Annotated in this window: 19 protein-coding genes and 2 pseudogenes; 3 read left to right on the top strand and 18 right to left on the bottom strand. The window is 69.8% G+C overall.

The genetic code is table 11. The annotated features are described in order from the left end of the window. Positions 1-26 precede the first annotated feature (26 nt). Positions 27-1,742, bottom strand: coding sequence for a bifunctional metallophosphatase/5'-nucleotidase (locus ACWEIJ_RS30350; protein WP_449840656.1), 1,716 nt, complete (start codon positions 1,740-1,742; stop codon positions 27-29). 99 nt (positions 1,743-1,841) lie between these two features. Between ACWEIJ_RS30350 and ACWEIJ_RS30345 the strand changes: the two genes are divergently transcribed. Beyond that, positions 1,842-2,558, top strand: a complete 717-nt coding sequence (locus ACWEIJ_RS30345) for a response regulator transcription factor (protein WP_449840777.1) — start codon at positions 1,842-1,844, stop codon at positions 2,556-2,558. Beyond that, positions 2,536-3,885 (top strand): sensor histidine kinase, encoded by a 1,350-nt coding sequence (locus ACWEIJ_RS30340; protein WP_449840655.1) that lies wholly within the window; start codon positions 2,536-2,538, stop codon positions 3,883-3,885. The genes ACWEIJ_RS30345 and ACWEIJ_RS30340 overlap by 23 nt, the downstream gene beginning before the upstream one ends. A gap of 180 nt (positions 3,886-4,065) precedes the next feature. Here the strand turns inward: ACWEIJ_RS30340 and ACWEIJ_RS30335 are convergent. From ACWEIJ_RS30335 to ACWEIJ_RS30290, 10 genes and pseudogenes are all read right to left on the bottom strand, one after another. Next, positions 4,066-4,608: pseudogene (locus tag ACWEIJ_RS30335) on the bottom strand (SGNH/GDSL hydrolase family protein); the annotation flags it as partial. A gap of 41 nt (positions 4,609-4,649) precedes the next feature. Beyond that, positions 4,650-5,822 carry a hypothetical protein gene (locus tag ACWEIJ_RS30330; RefSeq protein ID WP_449840654.1) on the bottom strand — a complete coding sequence of 391 codons (1,173 nt, stop codon included), beginning with the start codon at positions 5,820-5,822 and terminating at the stop codon, positions 4,650-4,652. 102 nt (positions 5,823-5,924) lie between these two features. Further along, entirely contained in the window at positions 5,925-6,866 is a 942-nt protein-coding gene (locus ACWEIJ_RS30325; protein ID WP_449840653.1) for a DUF389 domain-containing protein, read from the bottom strand. After that, positions 6,866-8,641: an aspartate--tRNA ligase gene (gene aspS, locus ACWEIJ_RS30320; RefSeq protein ID WP_449840652.1), complete on the bottom strand. Its 1,776-nt coding sequence runs from the start codon at positions 8,639-8,641 to the stop codon at positions 6,866-6,868. The genes ACWEIJ_RS30325 and aspS overlap by 1 nt, the downstream gene beginning before the upstream one ends. Before the next feature lie 325 nt (positions 8,642-8,966). Then, on the bottom strand, positions 8,967-9,329 hold the full coding sequence (locus ACWEIJ_RS30315) for a hypothetical protein (protein ID WP_449840651.1): 363 nt from the start codon (positions 9,327-9,329) through the stop codon (positions 8,967-8,969). An 8-nt stretch (positions 9,330-9,337) separates the two neighbouring features. Beyond that, complete coding sequence (locus ACWEIJ_RS30310) at positions 9,338-10,918, bottom strand: hypothetical protein (RefSeq protein ID WP_449840650.1); 1,581 nt, start codon at positions 10,916-10,918, stop codon at positions 9,338-9,340. Positions 10,919-10,977: 59 nt separating this feature from the next. Then, complete coding sequence (locus tag ACWEIJ_RS30305; protein ID WP_449840649.1) at positions 10,978-12,147, bottom strand: S8 family peptidase; 1,170 nt, start codon at positions 12,145-12,147, stop codon at positions 10,978-10,980. Positions 12,148-12,354: 207 nt separating this feature from the next. Next, the gene (locus ACWEIJ_RS30300; RefSeq protein ID WP_449840648.1) at positions 12,355-13,524 is read right to left on the bottom strand and encodes a S8 family peptidase; all 1,170 of its coding nucleotides are present in this window, start codon (positions 13,522-13,524) and stop codon (positions 12,355-12,357) included. Positions 13,525-13,639: 115 nt separating this feature from the next. Further along, positions 13,640-14,713, bottom strand: a complete 1,074-nt coding sequence (locus ACWEIJ_RS30295; RefSeq protein ID WP_449840647.1) for a S8 family peptidase — start codon at positions 14,711-14,713, stop codon at positions 13,640-13,642. 86 nt (positions 14,714-14,799) lie between these two features. Further along, entirely contained in the window at positions 14,800-15,960 is a 1,161-nt protein-coding gene (locus tag ACWEIJ_RS30290; RefSeq protein WP_449840646.1) for a S8 family peptidase, read from the bottom strand. Positions 15,961-16,139: 179 nt separating this feature from the next. On the opposite strand from ACWEIJ_RS30290, the gene ACWEIJ_RS30285 reads away from it, so the two are divergent. Next, positions 16,140-17,060, top strand: coding sequence for a hypothetical protein (locus ACWEIJ_RS30285; protein WP_449840645.1), 921 nt, complete (start codon positions 16,140-16,142; stop codon positions 17,058-17,060). Here the strand turns inward: ACWEIJ_RS30285 and ACWEIJ_RS30280 are convergent. The 7 genes and pseudogenes from ACWEIJ_RS30280 to ACWEIJ_RS30250 form a co-directional block, all read right to left on the bottom strand. Beyond that, on the bottom strand, positions 17,000-17,803 hold the full coding sequence (locus ACWEIJ_RS30280) for an alpha/beta fold hydrolase (protein WP_449840644.1): 804 nt from the start codon (positions 17,801-17,803) through the stop codon (positions 17,000-17,002). The genes ACWEIJ_RS30285 and ACWEIJ_RS30280 overlap by 61 nt on opposite strands. A 13-nt stretch (positions 17,804-17,816) precedes the next feature. Next, a complete protein-coding gene (locus tag ACWEIJ_RS30275; protein WP_449840643.1) occupies positions 17,817-18,956 on the bottom strand; it encodes an acyl-CoA dehydrogenase family protein in 1,140 nt (379 codons plus the stop codon). Continuing rightward, entirely contained in the window at positions 18,953-20,800 is a 1,848-nt protein-coding gene (locus ACWEIJ_RS30270) for an ATP-binding protein (RefSeq protein ID WP_449840642.1), read from the bottom strand. Before ACWEIJ_RS30270 ends, ACWEIJ_RS30275 begins: the two co-directional genes overlap by 4 nt. 8 nt (positions 20,801-20,808) lie before the next feature. Continuing rightward, positions 20,809-22,359 (bottom strand): acyl-CoA carboxylase subunit beta, encoded by a 1,551-nt coding sequence (locus tag ACWEIJ_RS30265; RefSeq protein ID WP_449840641.1) that lies wholly within the window; start codon positions 22,357-22,359, stop codon positions 20,809-20,811. Then, positions 22,359-23,474: an acyl-CoA dehydrogenase family protein gene (locus ACWEIJ_RS30260; RefSeq protein ID WP_449840640.1), complete on the bottom strand. Its 1,116-nt coding sequence runs from the start codon at positions 23,472-23,474 to the stop codon at positions 22,359-22,361. The genes ACWEIJ_RS30265 and ACWEIJ_RS30260 overlap by 1 nt, the downstream gene beginning before the upstream one ends. Further along, a pseudogene (locus ACWEIJ_RS30255) lies at positions 23,471-24,993 on the bottom strand (acyclic terpene utilization AtuA family protein). Before ACWEIJ_RS30255 ends, ACWEIJ_RS30260 begins: the two are co-directional and overlap by 4 nt. Beyond that, positions 24,990-25,721, bottom strand: a complete 732-nt coding sequence (locus tag ACWEIJ_RS30250; protein WP_449840639.1) for a TIGR03084 family metal-binding protein — start codon at positions 25,719-25,721, stop codon at positions 24,990-24,992. The pseudogene ACWEIJ_RS30255 and the gene ACWEIJ_RS30250 overlap by 4 nt, the downstream one beginning before the upstream one ends. Positions 25,722-25,758: the final 37 nt, after the last annotated feature.

The raw sequence follows: 25,758 nt of genomic DNA, 5'->3' as shown, positions 1-25,758 counted from the left end.
GAAGGCGCAGGACAGGGCACCCGAATTCACCCGTTCGTGGAGACCATCACGGGCACTCCGGACGCCACCAGCCGCCAGTCCCGGCCCGCGAAGGCCGACGGGTCCAGCACGCCCGCGGCCTTGACCCAGTCGATCAGCAGCTGCCGGATCTCCTGCTGCTGGTTGTGCAGCACGGGCGCGCAGGCGATGTGCGGGAAGTCCCCGCCACCGGCCTGCCGGTAGTTGTTCACGGCCACCGCGAACTCGAAATCGTCCTCCACCGGCACCCCGTCGTACGACAGCCCGACGATCCGCGACCCGACCGGCTGCGCGATGTCGATGTCGTAGGTCAACGGCGCCGACAGCCCGTGGGCGATGTCGAAGTTGTAGTCCGGCACGTCCGCCGACACCTCGGCCGCGGACCAGGGCCCCGCGGAGGGCACCTGCCGGAAGTACCGCGCCGACTCCTCCAGGAAGTCCCGCAGCTGCGCGCCCGTCAACCGCACGCCCAGCAACGTGTTGTCGAAGATGTACAGCCCGGCAACGTCCCGAATGGACACTTCGCCGGCCGGGATCGCCGCCGTCCGGTTGAACGGCGCGCACAACGACAGCACCGGCAGCGACGTCGACTTGGCCACCTCCAGCGCCTGCACGTGGTTGATGAACCGCAACGCCGGCGTGTCCTCGAACCGCGACCGTTCCGCCGACATCGCCGCCGCACAGGTGCCGATCCGGGCGTTGACGTAGGTGACGACCTTCTCGTGGTCGTGCCGCAGCAGCCGCACGATCCGCGGATCCTCGGCCGCGGTGGAGGACGACAGCACGGACGACCGCGAGGACGCCACCGACCACCGGCCGCCGAACTCCAGGTCGAACTCCATCACCGACAACCGCTTGCCCCAGTACAACGGCTCGGTCAGCAGGACCGGCCGTCCGGTCACCTTGTTCGTCACGAACCGCTGCGGGATCTCCACGTGCGCGTGCCCGACCAGCACGGCGTCGATGCCCGGCACGGTCTCGGCGACCAGTTCCGCGCAGTTCTCCGGGAACGGCACCTGGTCCCCCAGCGATGACGACAGGTCGGCCCCGGAGTGCGCCACCACGATCACCAGGTCGGACTTGGACCGCACCTCCGGCACCCAGTGCAGCGCCTGCTCCACGAGCCCGGGGAACGTCAGCACGCCCTCCACGACCGCCCGGTCCCACACCGCGATGCCGGGGTTGGTGAGCCCGAGGATGCCGACCCGCAACGGCGGCCCTCCCGTCCGCCACACCGTCTTGACCACGTACGGCGTGAACGCCGGCTGCCCGGTCGAGACGTCCACCGCGTTCGCCGCGAGCAGCGGGAAGTCGACCTGCCGTTCGAACGTCCGCAGCACTTCCAGGCCGTAGTTGAACTCGTGGTTCCCCAACGCCGCGGCCGTGTAGCCGATGGCGTTCATCGCGGCGGCCATCGGGTGCACGTGCGCGCGCGTGATCGGTTCGACGCGCGCGTAGTAGTACGCCAGCGGCGTGCCCTGGATGGTGTCACCGGCGTCGAGCAGCAACGTCCGCTGCCGACCCACGGCGTCTCGCACTCCGGACACCAGTGTGGAGATCTTCGCGAGCCCGACGTCGTCGTGTGCGTAGTCGTCGAACTCCCTGTCGCGGTAGTAGTCCCAGTTGAAGAGGTTGCCGTGCAGGTCGGTCGACCCCATGACGGTCAGCGTGAACGTGCGCAGGCCGCTCACCTCCGTCAGTCGCCGGGCCCTCAAACCGAACATAGCTGCTCACAATTGACGTAACCGCCAATCGCCCGAACGGTGGACCGCTCTCACAGGTGATACACAGGCTCAGCAGCCACGATAGGAGCCATGCGCACGATGAAATCCGAACTCCGCAGGCCTGACGGGCAGCCCGTGCGGGTGCTCGTGGTGGACGACGAGTCCACTCTGGCCGAGCTGATGACGATGGCGCTGCGCATGGAGAAGTGGGAGGTCCGCACCGCGCTCGACGGCACCACCGCCGTTCGCACGGCACGGGAGTTCCGGCCGGACGCCGTCGTGCTGGACGTGATGCTGCCGGACTTCGACGGCTTCGAGGTGCTGCGCCGCATGCGCGCCGAGCAGCCGAACCTGCCGGTGCTGTTCCTGACCGCCAGGGACGCCGTGGAGGACCGCATCGCCGGCCTCACCGCGGGCGGCGACGACTACGTGACGAAGCCTTTCTCTCTCGAAGAGGTCGTGCTGCGGTTGCGTGCACTCATGCGGCGCACCGGTGTCACTGAGGAGGACGCGGGCGCACAGCTCGTCGTCGGCGATCTGTCTCTCAACGAGGACACGCGCGAAGTGACCCGCGGCGGCGAGCAGATCTCCCTGACCGCCACGGAGTTCGAGCTGCTGCGCTACCTGATGAGCAACCCGCGGCGGGTGCTGAGCAAGGCGCAGATCCTCGACCGCGTGTGGAGCTACGACTTCGGCGGCCAGGCCAACATCGTCGAGCTGTACATCTCCTACCTGCGCAAGAAGATCGACGCCGGGCGCGCACCGATGATCCACACGATGCGGGGCGCGGGCTATGTCCTCAAGCCTTCGGCCTAGGACGCTGCGGGCCAAGCTGATCGCCGGCCAGATCGCGGTGCTGCTGGCGTTGTCCGTGGGCACCGGCGCGATCGCGGCGCTGGCCCTGCACGGCTTCCTCACCCACGACCTCGACCGGCAGATCGGCGAGATGAGGCAGCCGCCGGTCGGGCAGCGTGCGCGCGGCATCAACGCGCAGATCAACGCCGACGGCACCGTGACCGGCACGATCGAGTTGCCGTTCTGGAGCCAGCCGCGCCCCCTGAGCTCCCAGGAGGCTCACGAACTGCAGGAGCTCGGTCCCGGCAACCACGGTCTCGACCTGGGCAAGGACATCGGCTACTTCCGCGTCCAGGTCAGCCAGACGCGGATCAAGGGCCTGCCGTCCGGACCGGTCGACCAGGTCGTGTGGCAGATGATCTGGCTGCTGATGGCGCTCACCGCGGCCGGTGTCGCCGCGGCCGCGCTCGTCGGCCGGCGGATCATCCGGCGTGCGCTCGTGCCGCTCGACCGCGTCGCCGACACCGCCACCCGCGTGTCCGAGCTGCCGCTGCACGAGGGTGACGTCGCGCTGGCCGAACGCGTGCCCGACACCGACCCGGACACCGAGGTCGGCAAGGTCGGCCTGGCCCTGAACCGCATGCTCGGCCACGTCGGCGACGCGCTGAAAGCCAGGCACGACAGCGAAACCCGCGTCCGCCGGTTCGTCGCGGACGCCTCGCACGAGCTGCGCACCCCGCTCGCCGCCATCCGCGGTTACGCCGAGCTGACCCGGCGTTCGGAGGAGGACGTGTCACCGCAGATCGCGCACGCGATGAGCCGCGTGGAGTCCGAGGCCGTGCGGATGACGTCGCTGGTCGAGGACATGCTGCTGCTCGCTCGCCTCGACGACGGCCGCCCGTTGGAGCGAGCGGAGGTCGACCTGTCGCGGCTGGTGCTGGACGTGGTCGGCGACGCCAGGATCTCCGCCCCGGACCACCGCTGGCAGATCGAGCTGCCCGAGGAACCCGTGACCGTGCCCGGCGACGTGCAACGGCTGCACCAGGTCCTGGGCAACCTGCTGTCGAACGCCCGCACCCACACGCCGCCCGGCACCACGGTCACCACCGGCCTGAAAGTCCACAACGGACAAGTCGAGCTGACGGTCACCGACGACGGACCGGGCATCCCGGAAGGGCTGGAGGTGTTCGAGCGGTTCGCCCGCGGCGACAGCAGCAGGTCACGCGCCGCCGGCAGCACGGGGCTGGGGCTGTCCATCGTGGCCGCCGTCGTCGGCGCGCACGATGGCCAGGTGTCCGTGCAGAGCGTCCCGGGCAAGACCACGTTCACCGTCTCGCTGCCGGTCTGAGGCCTCGTTCCACAGCAACGGCAGCAGGTCCGCGCCCCGCCGCCACAGCCACGGAATCCCCTTCAGCAGCAACCACGCCACGTGGTGCCAGACCGTCAGCTCGCGGCCACCCGAGCACTCCAGGCTGACCTCGCCGACCGCGTGGCCCAACGCGCGCAGCTCGCGGGCGAACGCCTGCGCCAGCATCCGGTGGCCGCGTTCGGACGGGTGCAGCCGGTCGACCGCCCACGTCTCCAGCTCGTACGCGCCGGGCAACGCGTGCAGGTCGACGCACCGGACACCGTGCCGCGCCACCACGACGTCGACGACGCGGTTGTAGGAGTCGATGCGCTCCTTCAGCACCCGCCGCAGCCTGCCGGGCAGCTTGAACACGCGGCCTTGGTCGTGGAACCGCACGGTGACGACCGACGTGCCGATGTTCGTCAGCTCACGGCAGATGTGGTCGAGGTCCTCGTGCATCTGCCGCACCGAGAAGTCCGACCGGAGCGTGTCGTTGACGCCCGCGATGACGACGGCGGCGCCGGGCCGGTCGCGCAACGCCTGCGGCAGCTGGGTGCGCCTCACGTCCGCCAGCCGTGCACCGGAGACGGCGTAGTTGCGGTAACCGTTGTCCGGATACGCGGACGAGAGGAGAGGGCCGAAGCCGCGCCAGCCGCCGGGAACGAGGTCGCCGATCCCGACCGCCGTCGAGTCACCGAGTAGCACCAGCACACGACTCAGCATCAGCGTGCCCGGTGATCCGGGAATGACCGTGTGGGAACCGTTCAGCGAAATGCTGGGTAAAGAGGGAGTTCGAGCACCTCAGCGCCGTAGCGGTCGACCAGTGCGCCGATCACCGCGTCGGCGTGCGACGCGACGGTCTTCTCGCCCAGGATCAGCGCGTCGCCCCGCAGCCGCACCCACCGGCCGGTCAGCACGACGCTGCGCGGCGGCGCGTTGACAACGTTGGGCATCGGCTTCGACAGCGCCCGCCACGTCGCGAGCCACACCCACAGCAGCTGGGCCTCCAGCAGGCGCGGTAAGAGGATCGCGTCGTCGTCCATCTCCGGCCACACCGAGCCGACCTCGGCCCGCCACGCGGCGACCATGGCCTCGGACATGCCCGGCGGCAGTCCCCACCCGCACCAGCAGGACGGGAACGGCACGCGCAACGCGGCGGCGTCGAACACGATGTCGCGGACGCAGCCGCCCTCGAAGTCGACGAACCGCACCCCGCGCGAGGTGACCAGGTGGTTGTCCGGACACGACGTCGACGGGCTGAACGCACGCCGTCGTGAGGTGCTGAACGCCCGTGCGGCCGCGGCGGCGAACTCGGTGGCCTGCGGGGACGTCTCCACGCCCAGCGTGGACTCGAGCAGCGCCGGTAACCCGGCGATGGCCGCGTGCACGTCGACCGCGATCGGGTCCTGGCAGCACTGCGCGCCGGCCCGGCGCATCAACGCGTCGAAGTCCGCGTCCCGGCCCGCCGTCGTGGCGTGCAGGCGCCCCATCGCGTGCGCCCACGAGAGCAGGCCACGTTCCGCAGCGCGCGCGTCCTTCGCGTGCAGCTTCTCGGACAACCTCGGCGCACGGCCCAGGTCCTCCAGCACGACCAGACGTGACGTCACGTCGTGCGCGAACAGCTCCGGGGTGGCGCGCTCCTCCGCGGGCAACGCGGTGAGGAGCTGGTGGCTGACGGCCTCGTGCGCCCACGGGTCGCGATCTCCGGAACCGGCCGGATAACGCTTCACGACCAGCGTGCGGGGCATCGAGAACGGCGAGGACGCCACTCTGACCCGGATCACGACGGAACGACCGGTACCCCCGAGAGCCTCGGGGTCTGCAAGACGCACCTGTGCGCCCAAACGCCTGGTCAGTACCCGCTCGGCCGCGTCGACAGCTTCGGCGATCTCAGGTGAAGTCGTGTCGGGAGGGCCCGCGGTGATCTCCACGCTCATCCCCTCCGACCCTACTCCCCATGTCCGTGAGCCGGACCGACGCTAATCCGGCCAGGCTGCGACTACCACCACTCGTTGATAACGGCTCGCGCTGTTCCCGGATCACCCCTTGGACAGTGGACGTGTGGAAACACCATCCGTTGCCCGGCGCCTGCGGATCAACAGAACGAGCGCGGCGGCGACGACAATACCGATCAAGTTGATGCCCAACTGGGCTACTGCGGGGCCCACTCTGTCCCACACTCCGAGAACGGCGGCCAATGCGGCGTAGCCGGCCGCCGGAACCGTGGTGACCGAGATGAACACGCCGACGAGCGCCGCGGACTTCGCGGACGTCATCGACAGCATGCCCGCCGCGCCCGCGAGCAACGCCACGATCAGGGAGAACGGGCCGAACTGGTAGACGAAGTCGACCTGGTGGCCGTTGACCAGCGCGGTCCTGTCGAACAGCCCGCCGAACTCGCCGAACCACGTCAGCGCGGACGTGATCACCATGGCCAGCGGGAACCCGATCCCGAGCGCGATCGATGCCCGTTTGACCAGGTCCCACCGCTTCGCGACCAACCCGACCGCGATGGCGGCGAGCGGTCCGAACTCCGGCCCGACGACCATCGCGCCGACGATGGTGACCGGCGAGTTCGTCGCGACGCCCACCGCCGCGAGCAGGCACGCGATGGTCAGGAACGCCTGGAACGTGACGCTCGGCCGGGACTCCTCGCCCGACTTCGCGATCAGCTCTTCCCACACGATCACGTCGGAGCCCTCGCCGGGCGCGAGCTCCTCGGCCCGATCGGCCGCGTCGGACAGCGAGGTGTCGATCGTCTCGATCGTGACGCCGCCGGTGTGGTCGATGTGCAGCTCGCACAACGCGGTGACGATCTCGTCGACCGCCTCCCGCGCCACGTCGGCGGTGATCAGGTCACCGGCGGGGGCGACCGCCGCGCCACGCAGGAACACCAGGTGGGTGGCCCCTGCGTGGTCGCGGAGGATCGTCAGCGCGGCTTCGGACTGGTCTGCCGGGCAGACCACCCTCAGCCGCAGCATCAGGCCTTCTGCTCCGGCTTGAAGTCGACGCCGGCTTCCTTGCGCTGCTGCGGGGTGATCGGCGCCGGGGCAGCGGTCAGCGGGTCGTAGCCGCCACCGCTCTTCGGGAACGCGATGACCTCGCGGATCGAGTCGACCCCCGCGAGCAGCATGACGAGGCGGTCCCAGCCGAGCGCGATGCCGCCGTGGGGCGGCGCGCCGTACTTGAACGCGTCGAGCAGGAAGCCGAACTTCTCCTGCGCCTCCTCGGCACCGATGCCCATGACGTTGAACGCGCGCTGCTGCACGTCCGCGCGGTGGATACGGATGGAGCCACCGCCGAGCTCGTTGCCGTTGAGGATCACGTCGTAGGCGTAGGCCAGCGCGTTGCCCGGGTCGGTCTCGAAGTTGTCGATCCACTCCGGCGTCGGCGAGGTGAACGCGTGGTGCAGCGCAGTCCAGTTGCCACCGCCGACCGCGACGTCACCGGCCTCTAGCTTGTCGACGGCCTCGAACATCGGGAAGTCGACGACCCACGCGAACGCCCACGCGTTCTCGTCGATCAGGCCGACGCGGTGCGCGATCTCGACCCGTGCCGCGCCGAGCAGAGCGCGCGCGTCCCGCGGGTCGCCCGCGGCGAAGAAGATGCAGTCGCCGGGGTTCGCGCCGACCGCCTTGGCCAGGCCGTCGCGCTCGGCGTCGGTCAGGTTCTTCGCGACCGGGCCGCCCAGCGTGCCGTCCTCGGCCAGCAGCACGTACGCGAGGCCCTTGTGGCCGCGCTGCTTGGCGAACTCCTGCCACGCGTCGAGCGTGCGGCGCGGCTGCGAGGCACCGCCGGGCATGACCACGGCACCGACGTACGGCGCCTGGAACACGCGGAACGTCGTGTCCTTGAAGTACTCGGTGAGCTCGGTGAGCTCCAGGTCGAAACGCAGGTCCGGCTTGTCCGAGCCGTACTTCGACATCGCCTCGGCGTAGGAGATGCGGCGGAACGGCAGCGGCAGCTCGACGCCCTTGGTCTGGATCCAGATCGCGGCGAGCAGCTTCTCGGTCAGCGCGATCACGTCGTCCTGCTCGACGAAGCTCATCTCGATGTCGAGCTGGGTGAACTCCGGCTGCCGGTCGGCGCGGAAGTCCTCGTCGCGGTAGCAGCGCGCGATCTGGTAGTAGCGCTCCAGGCCACCGACCATGAGCAGCTGCTTGAACAGCTGCGGCGACTGCGGCAGCGCGTACCAGGAGCCGGGACGCAGTCGCGCCGGCACCAGGAAGTCGCGCGCGCCCTCGGGCGTGGAGCGGGTCAGCGTCGGGGTCTCGATCTCGACGAACTTCTCGCCGTGCAGCACCTCGCGGGCGATGCGGCTGACCTCGCTGCGCAGGCGGATGGCCTTGGCCGGGCCCTCGCGGCGCAGGTCGAGGTAGCGGTGCTTGAGGCGGGCCTCCTCGCCCGGCTCGGTGTCGCTCTCGACCTGGAACGGCAGCGGCGCGGCCTCGTTGAGCACCTGCAGGTCGGTGACGTAGACCTCGATGGCGCCGGTCGCGAGGTCGGGGTTCTCGCTGCCCTCGGGCCGCTTGCTCACGTCGCCGGTGACCTTGATGACGTACTCGCTGCGCAGCTTGTGCGCGCGCTCGGCCATCTCGCCCTCGCGGAAGACGACCTGGGCCACACCGGACGCGTCGCGCAGGTCGATGAAGATGACACCGCCGTGATCACGCCGGCGAGCGACCCACCCGGTCAGGGTGACGGACTGCCCGGCGTGCTCGGCCCGGAGTGATCCGGCCTCGTGCGTGCGCAACACGGTGGTGGCTCCTTGTAGACGAAGTCAGCTTTGCCGTCAAGGCTAGCTGGCGGCACCGACAGAATTTCAGGCAGGGCTTTCCCGCGGAAGTGATCTCGGTTGACCACCGTCCGCGGTATGCGGATCCCGGTGGCGGTCTTCGGCATGGTCGTGATGTTCGTGGTCGCCGTCGGCGTGCTGTTCCTCGGCGTTCTGGGCTTCACGCCGGTCAACACGTGCACCGGCGCCTGCTGTGCGCCATTCATGATGGCGACGGCCGGCACCATCGTCATCGGGCTGTCCGCGACCTTCGCGACGTGGTTCCGCGCTCTATCTCGTGGCGCTCTCAGTCGCGGAACAGGTCCTCCAGCTTCGGCTTCGCCTCGGCCCACGCAGCGTGCCAGCCGGGGTCGACCTGCTCGGCGTTCTCGCCGTCGTCGGCGATCCGTTCGACCAGGTCGCGCAGCGCGGCCCGGCTCTCCACGTCCACGAGGGGCATCACCTGGACGAGGAACGGCAGGACGGCCGTGGCCGCCGGGCACACGAACCCGCCCTCCTCGTACACGGTCCGGTCGAGATCGGTGATCGCCCGCGCGACGACCTCGGGATCACCGGACAGCAACGCCCGCAGGTGGCCCGGCGTGTCCAGTGCGGGGCCGTAGGCGTGGTCGATCTCGTGCCACGCGACGGCGTCCAAGCCCTCCAGCATCCCGCGGATCATAGTTGCCGCAACGCTGCGCGCAGGTCCTCGTCCTGGTCGAATCCCCGCGCCCCACCGACGCGGCACAACCTCCGATCCGACGCCAGCGCCGCCCGCGCCTTCTCTACCCGCGCACCCGCCGCCACCAGCGCCCACGCCGCAGGAATCATCACGGGCTCGAACCGTCCGGCATCGACACCGTCCAGCGCCTGGAGGCACACCGGCACGAGATCCCCCGCCTCGCCGGTCATCCGCAGCAACGCGTGCCGGGTCGCGACCCGCATCGCGATCCGCTCGTCCGCCAACGGCAGCCGGTCGGCGTGGTGCGCGGCGGCCGGGCCGATGTCCGCGAGCATCTGCACGGCCCGCACGTCCAGTTCGCCGGCGATCACGTCGGCCGCCTGCGCCGCGTCCCCGCCGCACCGCCACCACGCCCACGCCGCGAGCGGGTCCACCGGGGTGAGTTCCGGCACCGGCGTCCCGATCCGGCCGAGCGCGAGCAACGCGGTCGGCCTCAGGTCGGTGTCCAGCAACGGAACCAGTTCCGACACATCCGGCAAGGCCGTGGTGGACAGTGACCCCAGCGTCTCCTTCAGGGCAGGCCGCAGACGACGCACCAGACCAGGCACCTGCCGTCCGCACCTGGCCAGCGACCACGCCGCCTCGGCACCGGCCTGCTCGTGGTCGAGCAGCGCGGCCATCTCGTCCGCGTACTCCTGCGCCCGCGCGCAGCCGAGCAGGTGCAGCGCTGAGCCGCGGACGTCCGGATCGCCGAGCCAGGACGCCACGATCGGCAGCAGGTCCGCGGCAGGGGACCGCCACCGGTGCAGCAGAGCGGCCGCGTTGCGCACGACGGCAACTCGCCGGTGCGGTGCCGTGCTGAGCTGCCGCAGCAACGCCGTGTGCTCCGCGGGGCGTTCCGCGAACACCTCGGTCAGCTCGCCGATCACGGCGCTCGGCACGAACCCGAACGACGCGGTCCCCCGCCACACCGACATGTCGCCGGTGAACCCCGGCAGGAACTCCTCGACGCCCAGCCGCAACGCGTGCGCGACCGCGAGCCGCAGCTGCGGATCGTCGTGCACCGGCAACCCGCGCAGCCACGCCGCGATCTCGTCGTCGGCCGCGAACTTCCCGGCCGCCACCACGATGTCGAGCCGCGACGGCACGTCGGACCAGCACCGCCGCACGACCTCCAGCACACCGTCGGCCGAGCCGCGACCTTCACCGAACGTGCGCCACGCGTGCCGCCGGACGGCCGGTTCGGCATCCTCGACGAGTGCCAGCACGCGCGGCCGTTCCCGGTCCCAGACACCGCGCCACTCCGGGTCGTCGGCACCGTCGCGGGCCAGCCGGGACAACGTGATCAGGACGCACGTCCGCCCTGGAGTGTCCACAGAGGACGCGAGGTCGATCAGGAAGGGCAGTGCCGCGATCGCGGCGGAGTGCACGCCTTCGCGGGCCCACAGCAGCTCGCCCAGGTCCCAGTCCGGTTTCGTCGAGTACCGGCGGGCGCGCAACAGGTGCGGAATCTCCTCCGCCGTCCCGAAGCTGTGGTCAAGCCGGTCCCACGCGATGTCCTCCAGTCCCTCCAGCACGGGCCGGAGCATAGGAAAAGGCCGCGACCGGAGTCGCGGCCTTTTCCGTCAGAGCGGGCTCACGCGGTGGGCGCGAGGTACAGCAGGCGGTTCGGCGAACCCGAACCCGCGCTGGTCACCTTCGACGGCGTCGACTGCGCGATCAGGTACGAGGCGACCTGGGCCGGCGTGGCGCCGGGGTTGGCCGACAGGTAGCGGGCCGCGGCACCCGTGACGTGCGGGGTGGCCATCGACGTGCCCGAGATGGTGTTCGTGGCGTCGTCGCTGGTGTTCCACGCCGAGGTGATGTTGCTGCCGGGCGCGAAGATGTCCAGCACCGAGCCGTAGTTCGAGTACGAGGCACGAGCGTCGGTGTTGGTGGTGGCGCCCACCGTGATCGCCTCGGACACACGGGCCGGCGAGGAGCTCGACGCGTTGGTGTTGGAGTTGCCCGCCGCGACGGCGAACGTCACGCCCTTGGCGATGGCGTTCTTCACCGCCGTGTCGAGCGAGGTGTTGGCACCACCGCCGAGGGACATGTTCGCCACCGCGGGCTTGACCGCGTTGTTGCCGACCCAGTCGATGCCGGCGATGACGCCGTCGATCGTGCCGGAACCGTCGTTGTCGAGCACGCGGACGGCGACGATGTTCGCACCCTTCGCGACGCCGTACTCCGCGCCCGCGATCGTGCCGGCGACGTGCGTGCCGTGACCGTTGCCGTCGTCCGCGTCAGCGTCGTTGTCCACGAAGTCCCAACCGCTGGAGGCGCGACCGCCGAACGTGGAGTGGGTGACGCGCACACCGGTGTCGATGACGTACGCGGTCACGCCCGCACCGTCCGAGCTGTAGCTGTAGGACTGGTCCAGCGGGCGGCTCTTCTGGTCGATGCGGTCGAGGCCCCACGACGGCGGGTTCGACTGCGTGGCCTGCGTGTGCACGACCTGGTTGGCCTCGACGAACTCGACCGACGGATCCGCGGCCAGGCGCTTGGCCTGCTTGTCGCTCAGCTTCACGCTGAAACCACCGAAGCCGGAGTAGGTCCGCTCCACCTTCGCGCCGAAGCGCGAAGCCAGGGAGCCGGCGTTCGCCTTGCCCTTCTTCAGCTTCACGATGAAGCTGCCGGCGACCTTCTCGGGCGCGTTGAGGGAGAGGACCTCGCCCTCGGCCGCGGAGGCCGCCGGAGTCATCAGAACCGACACGGCGAGGGTCGCCGCGCCCGCACCGGCCAGGAACCGGATCTTTCGCGTCATGGTGCACACCGTTCTTCGCAGGGAGACGAACAACGACGACGTTAAGCAGAGATCCGTTTCCTGCCAAGGGTTTCCCGAAGATCGGAACGTCCTGCGAACATGTAACGATTCACGATTCACAACGAGGGCGGCCGGCGAAGGACACGAGTGGCCAGAACGCCGAGAAGGCCGCGACCTGAGGTCGCGGCCTTCTCGGGAACGGTCAGCTCACGCGGTGGGCGCGAGGTACAGCAGGCGGTTCGGCGAGCCCGAACCCGGCGAGGTCACCTTGCCGGGCGTCGACTGCGCGACCAGGTACGAGGCGACCTGGGCCGGCGTGGCACCGCGGTTGGTCGACAGGTAGCGGGCCGCGGCACCGACGACGTGCGGGGTGGCCATCGACGTGCCGGAGATGGTGTTCGTGGCGGTGTCGCTGGTGTTCCACGCCGAGGTGATGTTGCTGCCCGGCGCGAAGATGTCCAGCAGCGAACCGTAGTTCGAGTACGAGGCACGGGCGTCGGTGTTCGTGGTGGCGCCCACCGTGATCGCCTCGGGCACGCGGGCCGGGGAGAAGCCGGACGCGTTGGCGTTGGAGTTGCCGGCCGCGACCGCGAAGGTCACGCCCTTGGCGATGGCCTTCTGCACGGCCGAGTCGAGCGTGGCGTTCGCGCTGCCGCCGAGCGACATGTTGGCGACGGCCGGCTTGACCGCGTTCGCGGCCACCCAGTCGATGCCCGCCGCGACACCGGCGAGGGTGCCGGAGCCGTTGTTGTCGAGCACGCGGACCGCGACGATCTTGGCCGCCTTGGCGACGCCGTACTGCGAGCCCGCGATGGTGCCCGCCACGTGCGTGCCGTGGCCGTTGCCGTCCTGCGCGGTGTTGTCGTTGTCGACGAAGTCCTTGCCGTAGCTGGCACGGCCGCCGAACGTGGAGTGGGTGATGCGCACACCGGTGTCGATGACGTACGCGGTCACGCCCGCGCCCGTCGAGGTGTAGCTGTACTTCTGGTCCAGCGGCAGGTTGCGCTGGTCGATGCGGTCGAGACCCCACGACGGCGGGTTGGTCTGGGTGGCCTCGACGTGCACGACCTGGTCGGCCTCGACGAACTCGACCGACGGATCCGCGGCCAGGCGCTTGGCCTGCTTCTCGGTCAGCTTCACGTTGAAACCGCCGAAGGTCGAGTACTCCCGCTCGACGCCGGCACCGAACCGCGACGCCAGCGAGCGCGCGTTGCCCTTGCCCTCCTTCAGCTTCACGATGAAGCTGCCGGTGACCTTCTCGGGCGCGTTGAGCGAGAGGACCTCGCCCTCGGCGGCGTAGGCCTGAGGAACCATCAGAACCGACATGGCGAGCGTCGCCGCGCCGGCACCGGCCAGGAACCGGATCTTTCGCGTCATCATGCATTCCGTTCTTCGCAGGGGAACGAACACATTCGAAGCTATGGAGCGATCCGGTTCCTGCCAAGGGGGTCCTAAGGCTTGGACGGACTTGCCGCCCCCAACAATTGACGATTCACAGACTTGGCGGCCAGTAGAGGATACGAGTGACGGGTGGTGTGCCGGGAGTTCCCGTGGTAACCAGCGCCTGCTCGACCTGCGCGGGCGTGGCGGCACGGTGGTACTGCAGGAAACGGGCCGCGACACCGGCCGCGTGCGGTGCGGCCATCGAGGACCCGCTGAGCGTAGCGGTGGCCGTGTCGCTGGTGTTCCACGCGGACGGTACGTTGAAGCCCGCCGCCCAGATGTCGACCAGCGGGCCGAAGTTCGACGACCCGGACTTCGTGTCGTTCGGCATCAACGCTCCCACGCAGATCGCCTGGGAAACCCGTTGGGGCGAGGAACCTCCTGGGTCGGTGTTGCCGCCACCCGCCGCGACCGTGTACGAGACGCCGGAAGCGATCGACTTGCGCACGGCGTCGTCCAGCGCCGTGGAAGCGGTGCCGCCCAACGACATGTTGGCGACGGCGGGCTTGACGGCGTTCTTGGTCACCCAGTCGACGCCCGCGATGACACCCGCGATCGTGCCGCTGCCCTGGGCGTTCAGCACCCGCACACCCCACACGGTGGCCTGCTTGGCGACGCCGTACTTTGCTCCGGCCGCGATGCCGGCGACGTGCGTGCCGTGGCCGTTGTCGTCCTGTGCGACGCCGTCGTTGTCGACGAAGTCGTAGCCGTTGCGCGCACGGCCGCCGAAGTCCGTGTGCGTCACGCGCACACCCGTGTCGATCACGTAGATGTTCACGCCGAGACCGGTGGTCGTGTAGGAGTACTTCTGGTCCAACGGCAACGCGCGCTGGTCGATCCGGTCCAGCCCCCACGGCGCGTCGGGCTGCGTGCTGTTGGCGTGCACGATCCCGTCATGCTCCACATGGGACACGTTGGGATCCGCCTTCAGCGCACGCAGCTGCGCGGCCGTCAGCCGGGCGCTGAAACCGTTGAAGACACTGGTGTACCGGTGCTCCACCGCACCGCTGAACGACGACGCGATGCCGTCCTTCATGACCACGATGTAGGACGACGTGGCCGCGGCCGCCGGAGCGACCACGACCGCTGCCCCCAGGGCGGCGACTGCCAGCAGGGATCTCACGGGGTTTTCCTTTCGGCGCAGGGTAAGAGCTGCAGGGGAAAAACGGCCCCGGCTCGCGGGGAGCCGGGGCCGCGGGTCGAGCGTGATCAGCTGGTCGGCGGCCAGTACAGGAGCCTGGTCGTCGTACCCGCACCGGGGTTGGTCACCTTGCCGTTGGTGGCGTTGGACTTGATCGCGGCCTCCACCTGCGCGGGCGTCACGTTGAAGTTGCCCTGCAGGTAGCGGGCCACCACGCCGACGACGTGCGGCGTCGCCATCGAGGTGCCGGAGATGGTGTTCGTGGCCGTGTCACTGGTGTTCCACGCCGAGGTGATGCCGCTGCCGGGCGCGAACACGTCGACGAGCGAGCCGTAGTTCGAGTACGAGGCGCGCGCGTCGGTCTGCTCGGTCGCGCCGACCGTGATCGCCGAGGCCACGCGGGCCGGGGAGAAGCCGGACGCGTTGGCGTTGGAGTTGCCGGCCGCGACCGCGAACGTCACGCCGCGCGTGATCGCGCCCTGCACGGCGGTGTCGAGCGAGGTGTTGGCGCTGCCGCCGAGCGACATGTTCGCGACCGCGGGCTTGACGTGGTTGCCGGCCACCCAGTTCACGCCCGCGACGACACCGGCGATGGTGCCGGAGCCCTGGTTGTTGAGCACGCGCACGGCGATGATGTTCGCGGCCTTCGCGACGCCGTACTGCGAGCCGGCGATCGTGCCGGCCACGTGCGTGCCGTGCCCGTTGCCGTCCTGCGCGACGCCGTCGTTGTCCACGAAGTCGTAGCCGTTCTTGGCACGGCCGCCGAAGGTCTGGTGCGAGATCCGGACACCGGTGTCGATGACGTAGGCGTTCACACCCGCGCCGGTCGAGTTGTAGGTGTACTTCTGGTCCAGCGGCAGGTTGCGCTGGTCGATCCGGTCAAGGCCCCACGACGGCGGGTTCGTCTGCGTCGCCTCGACGTGCACGACCTGGTCGCGTTCGACGTATTCGACGGAAGGGTCGGCCGCGAGTCTGCGCGCCTGGGCGTCGCTCATCTTCACGGAGAACCCCTTGAACGCCGCGTCGTAGACGTAGCCGACCTGACCGCCGAAGCGGGAACCGAGGGTCTGCGCGCTCGCGGTGACCCTGTTGTCCTTGAGCTTGACGATGAAGCTGCCCGCGATGTTCTCGCCGGGAGAGGTGTGGATCTCGCCGACCGCCGCGGAGGCCGGTGCCGCGAAGGCGGCGATCATGACCGCCGAGCCCAGGAGGGTTGCTGTCTTGCGCATTGCGTAGTCCTGTTCGTCGCAGGGGTGATCAGGAACCCAATCGAGACCATTGGCGGCGTAATAGGTCCGAGATCTGAACTTTCCCGGTTTCGTTCCGGGCCGAAACCGCCGATCGGCTGTACCGCGTTCCCATTGCTGCCGATAGCCTTCCGACCTTGACCCCGGGAAACGGAGGGGTGATGCTGACGATTTACCCACCGCGCGAGGAGCTCGCCGACCTGTTGGTGACGGGTCCGTTCGCGGACGCGTTGCGAGTGGCGATACAGGTGCGGGGCTTGAGTCTGGAACGGTTGCAGCACCGGCTGCGGATGCGCGGTGCGCCGATCAGCGTGACCGCGCTGAGCTACTGGCAATCAGGGCGCCGCAGACCCGAACGGCCGGAGTCGCTGATGGCGCTCGCCCATCTGGAGGACGTGCTCGGCCTGCCGGAGACGGCGTTGTCGAGGCTGCTGGGCCCACCTCGGCCGCGTGGACGTTCGCGCAGGCGGGAGCTGTCGGCACGGGCGCCGTGGGACGGTTCGGGGCTGGTGCTGACCGCCCAGCACGACCGGGTCGACGTCGCGTCCTGCGGCGGGGTGCGCGGTGTCCGGTCACGTCAGGTCATGCAGGCCACGTCGGCCGGGGTGGACCGCTGGATCCTCTGCCACGAGACCGGATCGGCCCAGACCGGATCGGCTCTGCCCGCGCTCACCGCGGTCCGCGCCTGCAGGGTCGGCCGGATTGCCCGTGAACGCACCAACGGTGTGCTCGTCGCGGAGTTGTTGTTCGACGAACCGATGTCCGCCGGTGACTCGATCGCGATCGAGTACGAATTGATCTATCCACATCCGACGGTCGAGCACACGCATTTCCGCCGGTTCGCCGAGCCGGTGCACGACTACGTGCTGGAGATCAAATTCCCGGTCGAGTCGCCGCCCGCGTCGTGCGAGCAATTCGCGTCCGGTCCGGCCGGAACGGAAATGTTCGGCGGCGCGCGGCCGGCCCCGGTGGACGCCTGGGGTTACGCGCACGCCGCCGCTCTCGACTTCGGTCCTGGGCTCTACGGCATGCGCTGGACGGCGGCGGCGAACGCCTCCGGGTCGTCGACCCAGGGGAAGTGACCGGCTCCCGGCTGGACGAAGAGCCGCGCGCGTGGGAACAGGTCCGCGTACTCCTGCGCGCGCTTGGGCGGTAGCGCGACGTCGAACTCGCCCGCGATCAGAAGCGTTGGCACGTCGAGGGTTTCGAGCTTCTCGCGGACCTCCTGCGGATCGAACGCACCGCCGGCGTAGAACTCCTGGGCGGCCTCGGGGTTGCGGGGGTGGTCGTCCAGCGCCCGTGCCGCGTCGTCCCAGCGGCCGTGCCAGAACGGGCTGATCTTCGCGAACGCCTCCGGTGTCACGTTGCCCGCCCAGATCTCCTCGAACCCCTTGATCGCCTCGGCGTACCAGGGTTCTTCCGCGCGTTGTTCCGCGATCTCCCTGCGGTCGGCGTCCGTGACGTCGATGCCGACGACCCGCGGGCTCGGTGCGACGAGCACGAGCTCCTTGACGTGCTGCGGAAATCGCGTGGCGTAGAGGATCGCGAGGGTGCCGCCCGCGGAGTGGCCGAGCAGGCTGATCCGGTCGAGCCCGAGATGCCGCCGCAGCGCGTCCACGTCGTGGACCTGGCGATCGACGCGGTAGTGGCCGGCCTGCTCCGAGTCGCCGGTGCCGCGCAGGTCGAGCCTGATCACGTCGTCGAGCGGCAGACCGCCCAGGTAGGACGACGCCTGCATCGGGCCGCCGGGCAGGCAGATCAACGGGTCGTCGGCCTCGCCGTGGTAGGCGAGGCCGAGGCCGTCCGCGTTCCTGAATGTCCCCATGCCCCGCAGTGTGTCAGTAGGAGCGTGGCAGCTTCAGCGAGTTCTGCGCGACGAAGTTGAGCACCATCTCCCTGCTGACCGGTGCGATGCGGGACAGCCGGGACATGCCGAGCATGGACGCCAGGCCGAACTCCGACGTCAGCCCGTTGCCGCCGTGGGTCTGGATGGCCTGGTCGACGGCCGCCGCGATGGCCTCACCCGCCGCGTACTTGGCCATGTTCGCGGCCTCACCGGCCTCCTTGTCGCGACCGGAGTCGTAGAGCGCGGCCGCCTTCTGCGTCATCAGCCTGGCCAGCTCGATCTCGACGTGGATCTTCGCCAGCGGGTGCGCGAGGCCCTGGTGCGAGCCGATCGGGTTGTCCCACACCTGCCGCTGCCGGGCGTAGGTGACGGCCTTGCCCATCGCGAGCCGCGCCGAACCGGTGGCCATGCTCGCGCCCATGATCCGTTCGGGGTTGAGGCCGGCGAACACCTGCAGCAGCCCCTGGTCCGGCGAGCCCACGACGGCGTCGGACGGCAGCCGGACGTCGTCGAAGAACAGCGTGAACTGCTTCTCCGGCACGACGAGGTCCATGTCGATCTGGTGCCAGGTGAAGCCCTCGGCGTCGGTCGGCACGACCACCAGCACCGGTCCGGTCTGCTGGATCGCGACCACGAGCACGGCGTCGACCTCGTCGATGCCGGAGATGAACGTCTTGGTGCCCTTGAGGATCCAGTCGTCACCGTCGCGCCGGACGTGCGTCTTCAACTGGTGCGAGTTGGAGCCCGCGTCCGGCTCGGTGATCGCGAACGCCATCTTCAGCGTGCCGTCCGCGAAACCGGGCAGCCACTTGGACTTCTGCTCCTCCGTGCCGAACCGCGCGATCACCGTGGCGCAGATCGCCGGCGAGACCACCATGAGCAGCAACGGACATCCCGCCGCCGCCAGCTCCTCGCACACCGCCGCGAGGTCGCCGATGCCGCCACCACCGCCGCCGTACTCCTCGGGCACGGCCACCCCGAGGTAGCCGAGCTTGCCCGCCTCCTCCCACAGCTCGGTGGCCTTCTCCCCCGACTTGGCCTTGGCCAGGAAGTACTCGTTGCCGTACTTGGCCCCCAGATCCGCCACGGCCTTGCGCAGCGCGATCCGCTCTTCGGACTCGACGAAGCTCACGATTCGTCTCCACTCTTTTCGGCTACCACGGCCAGGACGTCTCCGGCGTTGACCTGCTGGGCTTGCTGGACGAGCAGTTCGGTGACGGTGCCCGCGTTGGTCGCGAGCACGCGGTGTTCCATCTTCATGGCCTCCAGCACCAGGAGCTCGGCGCCGGCCTCGACGGTGTCGCCCCGGGCCACGCTGACCCGGACGACCGTGCCGGGCATCGGAGCGATGGTCGCGCCGGGCGCGAGCTTGGTCTCCGGTTCGGGGAAGCGCGGCACGACCCGCAACGACACCGAGCCGCGCGGCGAGTCGACCTCGACCAGATCGCCGTAGCGCGCCACGTGGAACGGTGTCCTGACACCGTCCAGATCGAGCACGACGGTGCCGGCGGTGGCCTGCTCCGGGTCGTACTCGACCTCGATCTCGCTGTCCCCGAACAGGAACTTCGCCTTCGGCCGCTGGGACCGGACGTTGCGCCAGCCGAGCGGCAGGTGCCCGGCCTTGCGCGTGGCCGCCTGGGCGAGCGCGGCGGCGAGCGCAAACGGTTGCGGGTCAACGGTCCGGGTGAACGCGTGCTCGCTGAGGAACCCGGTGTGCGTGTCACCGTTGAGAAAGGCGTCGTGTTCGAGGACGTCCACGAGCAGCTGACGGTTCGTGATCAGGCCGTGGATCTGCGCGCTCTCCAGTGCCGTCGCGAGCTTGCGGGCGGCGGCCCTGCGCGTCGGTGCGTGCGCGATCACCTTGGCCAGCATGGGGTCGTAGTGGACCGAGATCTCCGACCCGTCCTCCACGCCGCTGTCGAGCCGCACGTCGCCGGGCACGTGGAACCGGTGCAGCGTGCCACTGGCCGGTCGCCAGTCGTGGTCGGGGTCCTCGGCGTAGAGGCGGACCTCGATGGCGTGCCCGTCCGGTTCCGGTGCCGCTACCGGAAGTTCGGCACCTTCGGCGATCCTGAGCTGCCATTCCACCAGGTCGACGCCGTACACCAGTTCGGTGACCGGGTGCTCGACCTGCAGCCGGGTGTTGACCTCCAGGAAGTGGAAGTCCTCGCCCTTCAGCATGAACTCGACGGTGCCCGCGCCGACGTAGCCGATCGACTCGGCCGCCGCCGTCGCCGCCGCGAACAGGCGCTTGCGGAGGTCGTCGGTGACCGCCGGGCTGGGCGACTCCTCGACGATCTTCTGGTGGCGGCGCTGGATCGAGCACTCGCGTTCGCCGAGCGCCCACACCGTGCCGTGCACGTCGGCGAGGATCTGCACCTCGACGTGGCGGGCGTGCTCCAGCAACGGCTCGCAGAACACCGTCGGGTCGCCGAACGCCGACTCGGCCTCCCGGCGTGCACTGGCCAGCGCATCCGCGAACTCGCTCTTCGCACGGACGATCCGCATGCCGCGCCCGCCACCGCCCGCCGAGGCCTTGATCAGCACCGGGAACTCGGTGACGGTCTCCGGGTCCAGCTCCGGCAACGTGGGCACGCCGGCCGCCGCCATGCGCTTCTTCGCGGCGACCTTCGAGCCCATGGCCTCGATGGCGTCCGGTGCGGGCCCGACCCACATCAGCCCGGCCGCGCCCACGGCACGCGCGAACTCCGCGTTCTCGCTCAGGAAGCCGTAACCGGGGTGCACGGCGTCCGCGCCCGCCCGCTGGGCCGCCTCGACGATCAGGTCACCGCGCAGGTAGGTCTCGGCGGGCGACGCGCCGGGCAGGTTGACGGCGAAGTCTGCCTCCCGGACGTGCGGGGCGTTCGCGTCCGGGTCGGAGAAGACCGCGACCGTGCGGATGCCGCCGGCCTTGCAGGTGCGGATGATCCGGCGGGCGATCTCGCCGCGGTTGGCGATCAGCAACGTCTTGATCACTGGAGTCATCACATCCGGAAGACGCCGAAGCCGTCGGCGCCCCTGATCGGTCCGCTGTGGACAGCGGAGAGGCACACGCCGAGCACGGTCCTGGTGTCGCGAGGGTCGATCACGCCGTCGTCGTAGAGCTTGCCGGACAGGAACGGCGCGAGCGACTGCTCCTCGATCTGCGCCTCCACCATCCTGCGCATGGCGGCGTCGTGCTCCTCGTTGTACTCCTGGCCCTTGGCCGCGGCGGCCTGCCGTCCGACGATCGACAGCACGCCGGCGAGCTGCGCGGGTCCCATCACGGCAGACTTGGCGTTGGGCCAGGTGAACAGGAACCGCGGGTCGTAGGCCCGGCCGCACATGCCGTAGTTGCCCGCGCCGTAGCTGGCGCCCATGGTGATCGTCAGGTGCGGCACCCGGCTGTTCGAGACGGCGTTGATCATCATCGAGCCGTGCTTGACGATGCCGCCCTGCTCGTACTGCGCGCCGACCATGTAGCCGGTGGTGTTCTGCAGGAAGACCAGCGGGGTGTCGCTGGAGTTCGCCAGCTGGATGAACTGGGTGGCCTTCTGCGACTCCTCGCTGAACAGCACGCCGCGCGCGTTGGCGAGGATGCCGACCGGGTAACCGTGGATCCTGGCCCACCCGGTGACGAGGCTGTTGCCGTACAACGGTTTGAACTCGTCGAACTTCGACCCGTCGACGATCCGCGCGATCACGTCGCGCGGGTCGAACGGCACTCGCTGGTCCTCGGAGACGACGTCCAGGATGCTGTCGGCGTCGAACAGCGGCTCCTCGACCTCGTGCGGTTCCGGCCCCTGTTTGCGCCAGTTCAGCCGCGCCACCACCCGGCGGGTCAGGCGGATGGCGTCGGTCTCGTCCTCCGCCACGAAGTCCGCGAGCCCGGACGTGGTGCCGTGCATGGTCGCGCCGCCGAGCGACTCGTCGTCCGCTTCCTCGCCGGTCGCCATCTTGACCAGCGGCGGACCGCCCAGGAACACCTTCGACCGGTCCTTGGCCATGATCACGTAGTCGGACATGCCCGGCACGTAGGCGCCACCGGCCGTGGCGTTGCCGAACACCGCCGTGATCGTCGGGATGCCCGCCGCGGACAGCCGCGTGAGGTCGCGGAACGCCCGGCCGCCGGGGATGAAGATCTCGCTCTGCGTCGGCAGGTCCGCGCCGCCCGACTCGACCAGGCTGATCAGCGGCAGCCGGTTCTGCAGCGCGATGTCGTTGGCCCGGAGGCTCTTGCGCAGCGTGTACGGGTTGCTCGCGCCACCGCGGACGGTCGGGTCGTTCGCGACGATCACGCACTCCACGCCCTCGACCCGCCCGATGCCCGTGACCACGCTCGCGCCGACCGGGAAGTCGGTGCCCCACGCGGCGAGCGGCGAGAGCTCCAGGAACGGGCTGTCCTCGTCGATCAGCAGCTCGATCCGTTCGCGCGCAAGGAGTTTGCCCCGCTTGTGGTGCCGTTCGACGTACTTCGGCCCACCTCCCGCAAGCGCTTTCGCGTGCTCGGCGTCCAGCTCCGCGATCTTCGCGAGCAGCGCCTCCCTGTTGCCCATCAGGCGAACCCCAATCGTCGTGCCGCGAGCTCGGTCATCACTTCACTCGCCCCGCCCCCGATGCCGAGGATGCGGGCGTCCCGGTAGTGACGCTCCACTTCGGACTCCCGCATGTAGCCCATGCCGCCGTGCAGCTGCACCGCCGCGTCCACCACTTCAGCGCAGGCCTGCACGGCCGCGTTCTTGGCGAAGCAGACCTCGGTGATCACGTCCTCACCCCGGCTGACCCGCGCCGCGACCTCCCGCGTGTACGTGCGCGCGAGGTCGATCTTCTGCGCCATCTCGGCGAGCTTGTGCCCGACCACCTGCCGCTTGATCAACGGCTTGCCGAACGTCTCCCGGTTCCGCGTCCACTCGACGGTCAGGTCCAGCGCGCGTTGCGCCGTCGCGTACGCCTCGACCGCCATCGTGACCCGCTCGACCTGGAACTGCCGCATGATCTGCACGAACCCGGCGTTCTCCGCACCCACGAGGTTGCCCGCCGGCACCCGCACGTCGTCGAAGTGCAGCTCCGCGGTGTCGCTGCAGTGCCAGCCCATCTTGTCGAGCTTGCGGCGGGTGAAGCCGTCCTCGATCACCAGCAGCGAGATGCCCTGGTAGCCCGGCTCACCGGTCCGCACCGCCGTCGTGACGAAGTCCGCCCGGCACCCCGAGGTGATGAACGTCTTGGTGCCGTTGACGAGGTAGTGATCGCCTTGTCTGACCGCCCTGGTCTGAATGTTCGCGACGTCCGAGCCCGCACCGGGTTCGGTGACCGCGAGACTGCCGATCTTCTCGCCCCTGATGGCCGGCTTCGCGAACCGTTCGATCAGGTCCTCGTTCCCGCTCTGCCAGATGTGCGGGATCGCGATGCCGTGCGTGAACAGCGCCGCGATCAACCCGCTCGACCCTCCGCTTCGGATGATCTCCTCGGTCAGCACGACCGAGTCGACCAGGTCGCCGTCCTCGAACCCGATGGCCAGCAAGCCGATCTTCGCGGCCTTCTCGTGCAGCTCGCGCGGCACCTCGCCCCGGTTCTCCCACTCGGCGAGGTGCGGGACGATCTCCTTCCGCGTGAAGTCGCGGACCAGCCGACGGAGTTCCTCGCGCTCGTCGAAGAGATCCTTGGTGATCACAGCAGCGCCTCCGGGATCTCGACTTCCCTGCTGCGCAACCACTCGCCGAGCGCCTTCGCCTGCGGGTCGAACCTCGTGCTGCTCGCCACGCCGTCCCCCAGCAGCCCGTGCAGCACGAAGTTGAGCGCCTTCAGGTTGGGCAGCTCGTACCGGCTGACCTCCCGCGCCTCCGGCAGCAGCTCCTTGAGCTTCTCCGTCGTGAGGAAGCCGTTGAGCCACTCGTAGGCCGCTTCCGTGCGGGTCCAGACCCCGAGGTTCGCGTCCCCGCCCTTGTCACCACTGCGCGCACCGGCGATCGTTCCCAGCGGCCGCTTCACAACAACACCGCCTTCGCACTGACCTCGTCACGGCTCACGTACGCCGCCCGGTACACCCCGAACGGCGTCCCGTCGCCCGGCGGCGCCGTGACGTGGAAGCCGGGATAGCTCGCCAGCGCCAGCTCGACCGCCGCCCGGCTGAACCCCTTGGCCCGCTTGGGATCCGTCGTCTTGATCGTGACGTGCAGCAACGCGCTGGCCCGTTCCTCGGTGTCCGCGTCCGGGTGGTCGGTCCTGGCCAGCGTCCACGTCAGCCCGTCGTCGCCGACGGCTTGCTGCAGCTGCCGCTTGACCAGCGCGGCTTTCTCTTCGACGTCGAGTCCGGTGAGGACGAACGTCGTGGCGTTCCGGAAGCCGCCCAACGTGTTCAGGCACACCTTGAGCGTGTCCGGCGGTGGGCTTCCCCTGGTGCCGCTGATCCGGACGCCCCGGTCGTGCTCTTCGAGCCGGATCGTGTCGAAGTGCGTGGTGACGTCCGGCCCGAGGTACTCCGGTGCCCCGATCTCGTACAACAGCTGTGCCGTCACGGTGTCCGTGGTGACCGCCCCACCGGTCCCGTCGTGTTTGGTGATCAGGCAGGACCCGTCCTCCTCGATCTCCGCGATCGGAAACCCCGGCCGCGTCGCGTCGATCTCGGTGAAGAACGAGTAGTTCCCGCCGGTCGCCTGCGTCCCGCACTCCAGCACGTGCCCGGCCACCGTAGCGCCGGCGAGCCTGTCCCAGTCGTCACGCGCCCACCCGAAGTGCGCCGCAGCGGGCCCCACCACCAGACTCGCGTCGGTGACCCGTCCGGTGACCACGACCTGCGCCCCTTGGTTGAGGCACTCCGCGATCTCCCACGCACCGAGGTAGGCGTTGGCGGTGAGGGCTTCGGGGAACCGCGCCTTGAGATCGTCACCCGTGACGTACCCGACCTTGGCGTCGAGCTTGCGCGCCAACCCTTCCGGGTTGAGCCCACCGGCGTTGACGACGATCCTGACGCCCTTGTCGAGCGCCAGCCCCAAGCAGTCCTCCATCTGCCGCAGGAACGTCTTGGCGTAGCCCAGACTCGGGTCCTTCACGCGGTCGCGGCCGAGGATGAGCATGGTCAGCTCGGCGAGGTAGTCGCCGGTCAGGACGTCGAGCTCGCCGCCTTCCAGCTGCTCCCGCACGGCCGACAGCCGATCACCGTAGAAGCCGGAGGCGTTGCCGATCCTGATCATCGGCCACCTCCGGGCGGCCCGGCGAAGGCCTGCGCGATCGGCACCCACTCCTCCGCCACCGGCCCCACCGCCTCGATCGCCAGCTCCTTGCGGTTGCGCCGCTGCGTCACCAGCCACGCGAAGTCCAGCGCAGGCCCGGAAACCCGGTTCTCGGCCCCTTCCGGCCCCCACGCCCACAGCTCGCCGCCGGGCCCGGTCAACTCGACCCGCACCTCCGCCTCCGGCGCCGCCAACCCGTTGAGCAGGAACGCGAACCCCATCGTCCGCACCCCGAGGTGGCACACGTGCCGAATCCGCGCGGTCGGCTCCCGCACCACGCCGAGCGCGTCCGCGACGTCCTGCCCGTGCGCCCACGTCTCCATGATCCGCGCGGTCGCCATCGACGCCGGGCTCATCGGCGGCCCGAACCACACGATCTTCCCCGTGGCGGTCGCGAGGTGTTCGCGCAGCGCGGCACGGCCGTTGCGCCACAACGGAAGCAGGTCCGGCAACGTCGCGGCCTCGGCGGCCGTGCGGTCCACGATGTCGCCGGTGAGCGGTTGGGCCTGGAAGGCCTCGGGGTTCGTGATGGCGAGGATCGCCGCCTTGTCCGTCCACATGAGATGGCCGATCTGGTGCCCGATCGTCCAGCCCTCGGCGGGTGTCGGCAGGGTCAGGTCGGCGCCGGCCACCAGGTCGTCGAGCTCCTGCGACTCGGCTTCGAGATCGGCCAGCAGTTCGGTGATCACAGTTGCTCCTCCAGCACCCTCGCCCCGTAGCGCACGA

The organism is Lentzea sp. NPDC004789, assembly GCF_053601075.1.
The sequence above is the reverse complement of the archived record's forward strand: the minus strand, read 5'-3'. Positions and strand labels throughout refer to the sequence as shown.

Coding starts and splice junctions, on each gene's coding strand:
- ACWEIJ_RS30350 (WP_449840656.1), bottom strand. CDS start 1,742: ATGTTCGGTTTGAGGGCCCGGCGACTGACGGAGGTGAGCGGCCTGCGC.
- ACWEIJ_RS30345 (WP_449840777.1), top strand. CDS start 1,842: ATGAAATCCGAACTCCGCAGGCCTGACGGGCAGCCCGTGCGGGTGCTC.
- ACWEIJ_RS30340 (WP_449840655.1), top strand. CDS start 2,536: ATGTCCTCAAGCCTTCGGCCTAGGACGCTGCGGGCCAAGCTGATCGCC.
- ACWEIJ_RS30330 (WP_449840654.1), bottom strand. CDS start 5,822: ATGAGCGTGGAGATCACCGCGGGCCCTCCCGACACGACTTCACCTGAG.
- ACWEIJ_RS30325 (WP_449840653.1), bottom strand. CDS start 6,866: ATGCTGCGGCTGAGGGTGGTCTGCCCGGCAGACCAGTCCGAAGCCGCG.
- ACWEIJ_RS30315 (WP_449840651.1), bottom strand. CDS start 9,329: ATGCTGGAGGGCTTGGACGCCGTCGCGTGGCACGAGATCGACCACGCC.
- ACWEIJ_RS30305 (WP_449840649.1), bottom strand. CDS start 12,147: ATGACGCGAAAGATCCGGTTCCTGGCCGGTGCGGGCGCGGCGACCCTC.
- ACWEIJ_RS30300 (WP_449840648.1), bottom strand. CDS start 13,524: ATGACGCGAAAGATCCGGTTCCTGGCCGGTGCCGGCGCGGCGACGCTC.
- ACWEIJ_RS30290 (WP_449840646.1), bottom strand. CDS start 15,960: ATGCGCAAGACAGCAACCCTCCTGGGCTCGGCGGTCATGATCGCCGCC.
- ACWEIJ_RS30285 (WP_449840645.1), top strand. CDS start 16,140: ATGCTGACGATTTACCCACCGCGCGAGGAGCTCGCCGACCTGTTGGTG.
- ACWEIJ_RS30280 (WP_449840644.1), bottom strand. CDS start 17,803: ATGGGGACATTCAGGAACGCGGACGGCCTCGGCCTCGCCTACCACGGC.
- ACWEIJ_RS30265 (WP_449840641.1), bottom strand. CDS start 22,359: ATGGGCAACAGGGAGGCGCTGCTCGCGAAGATCGCGGAGCTGGACGCC.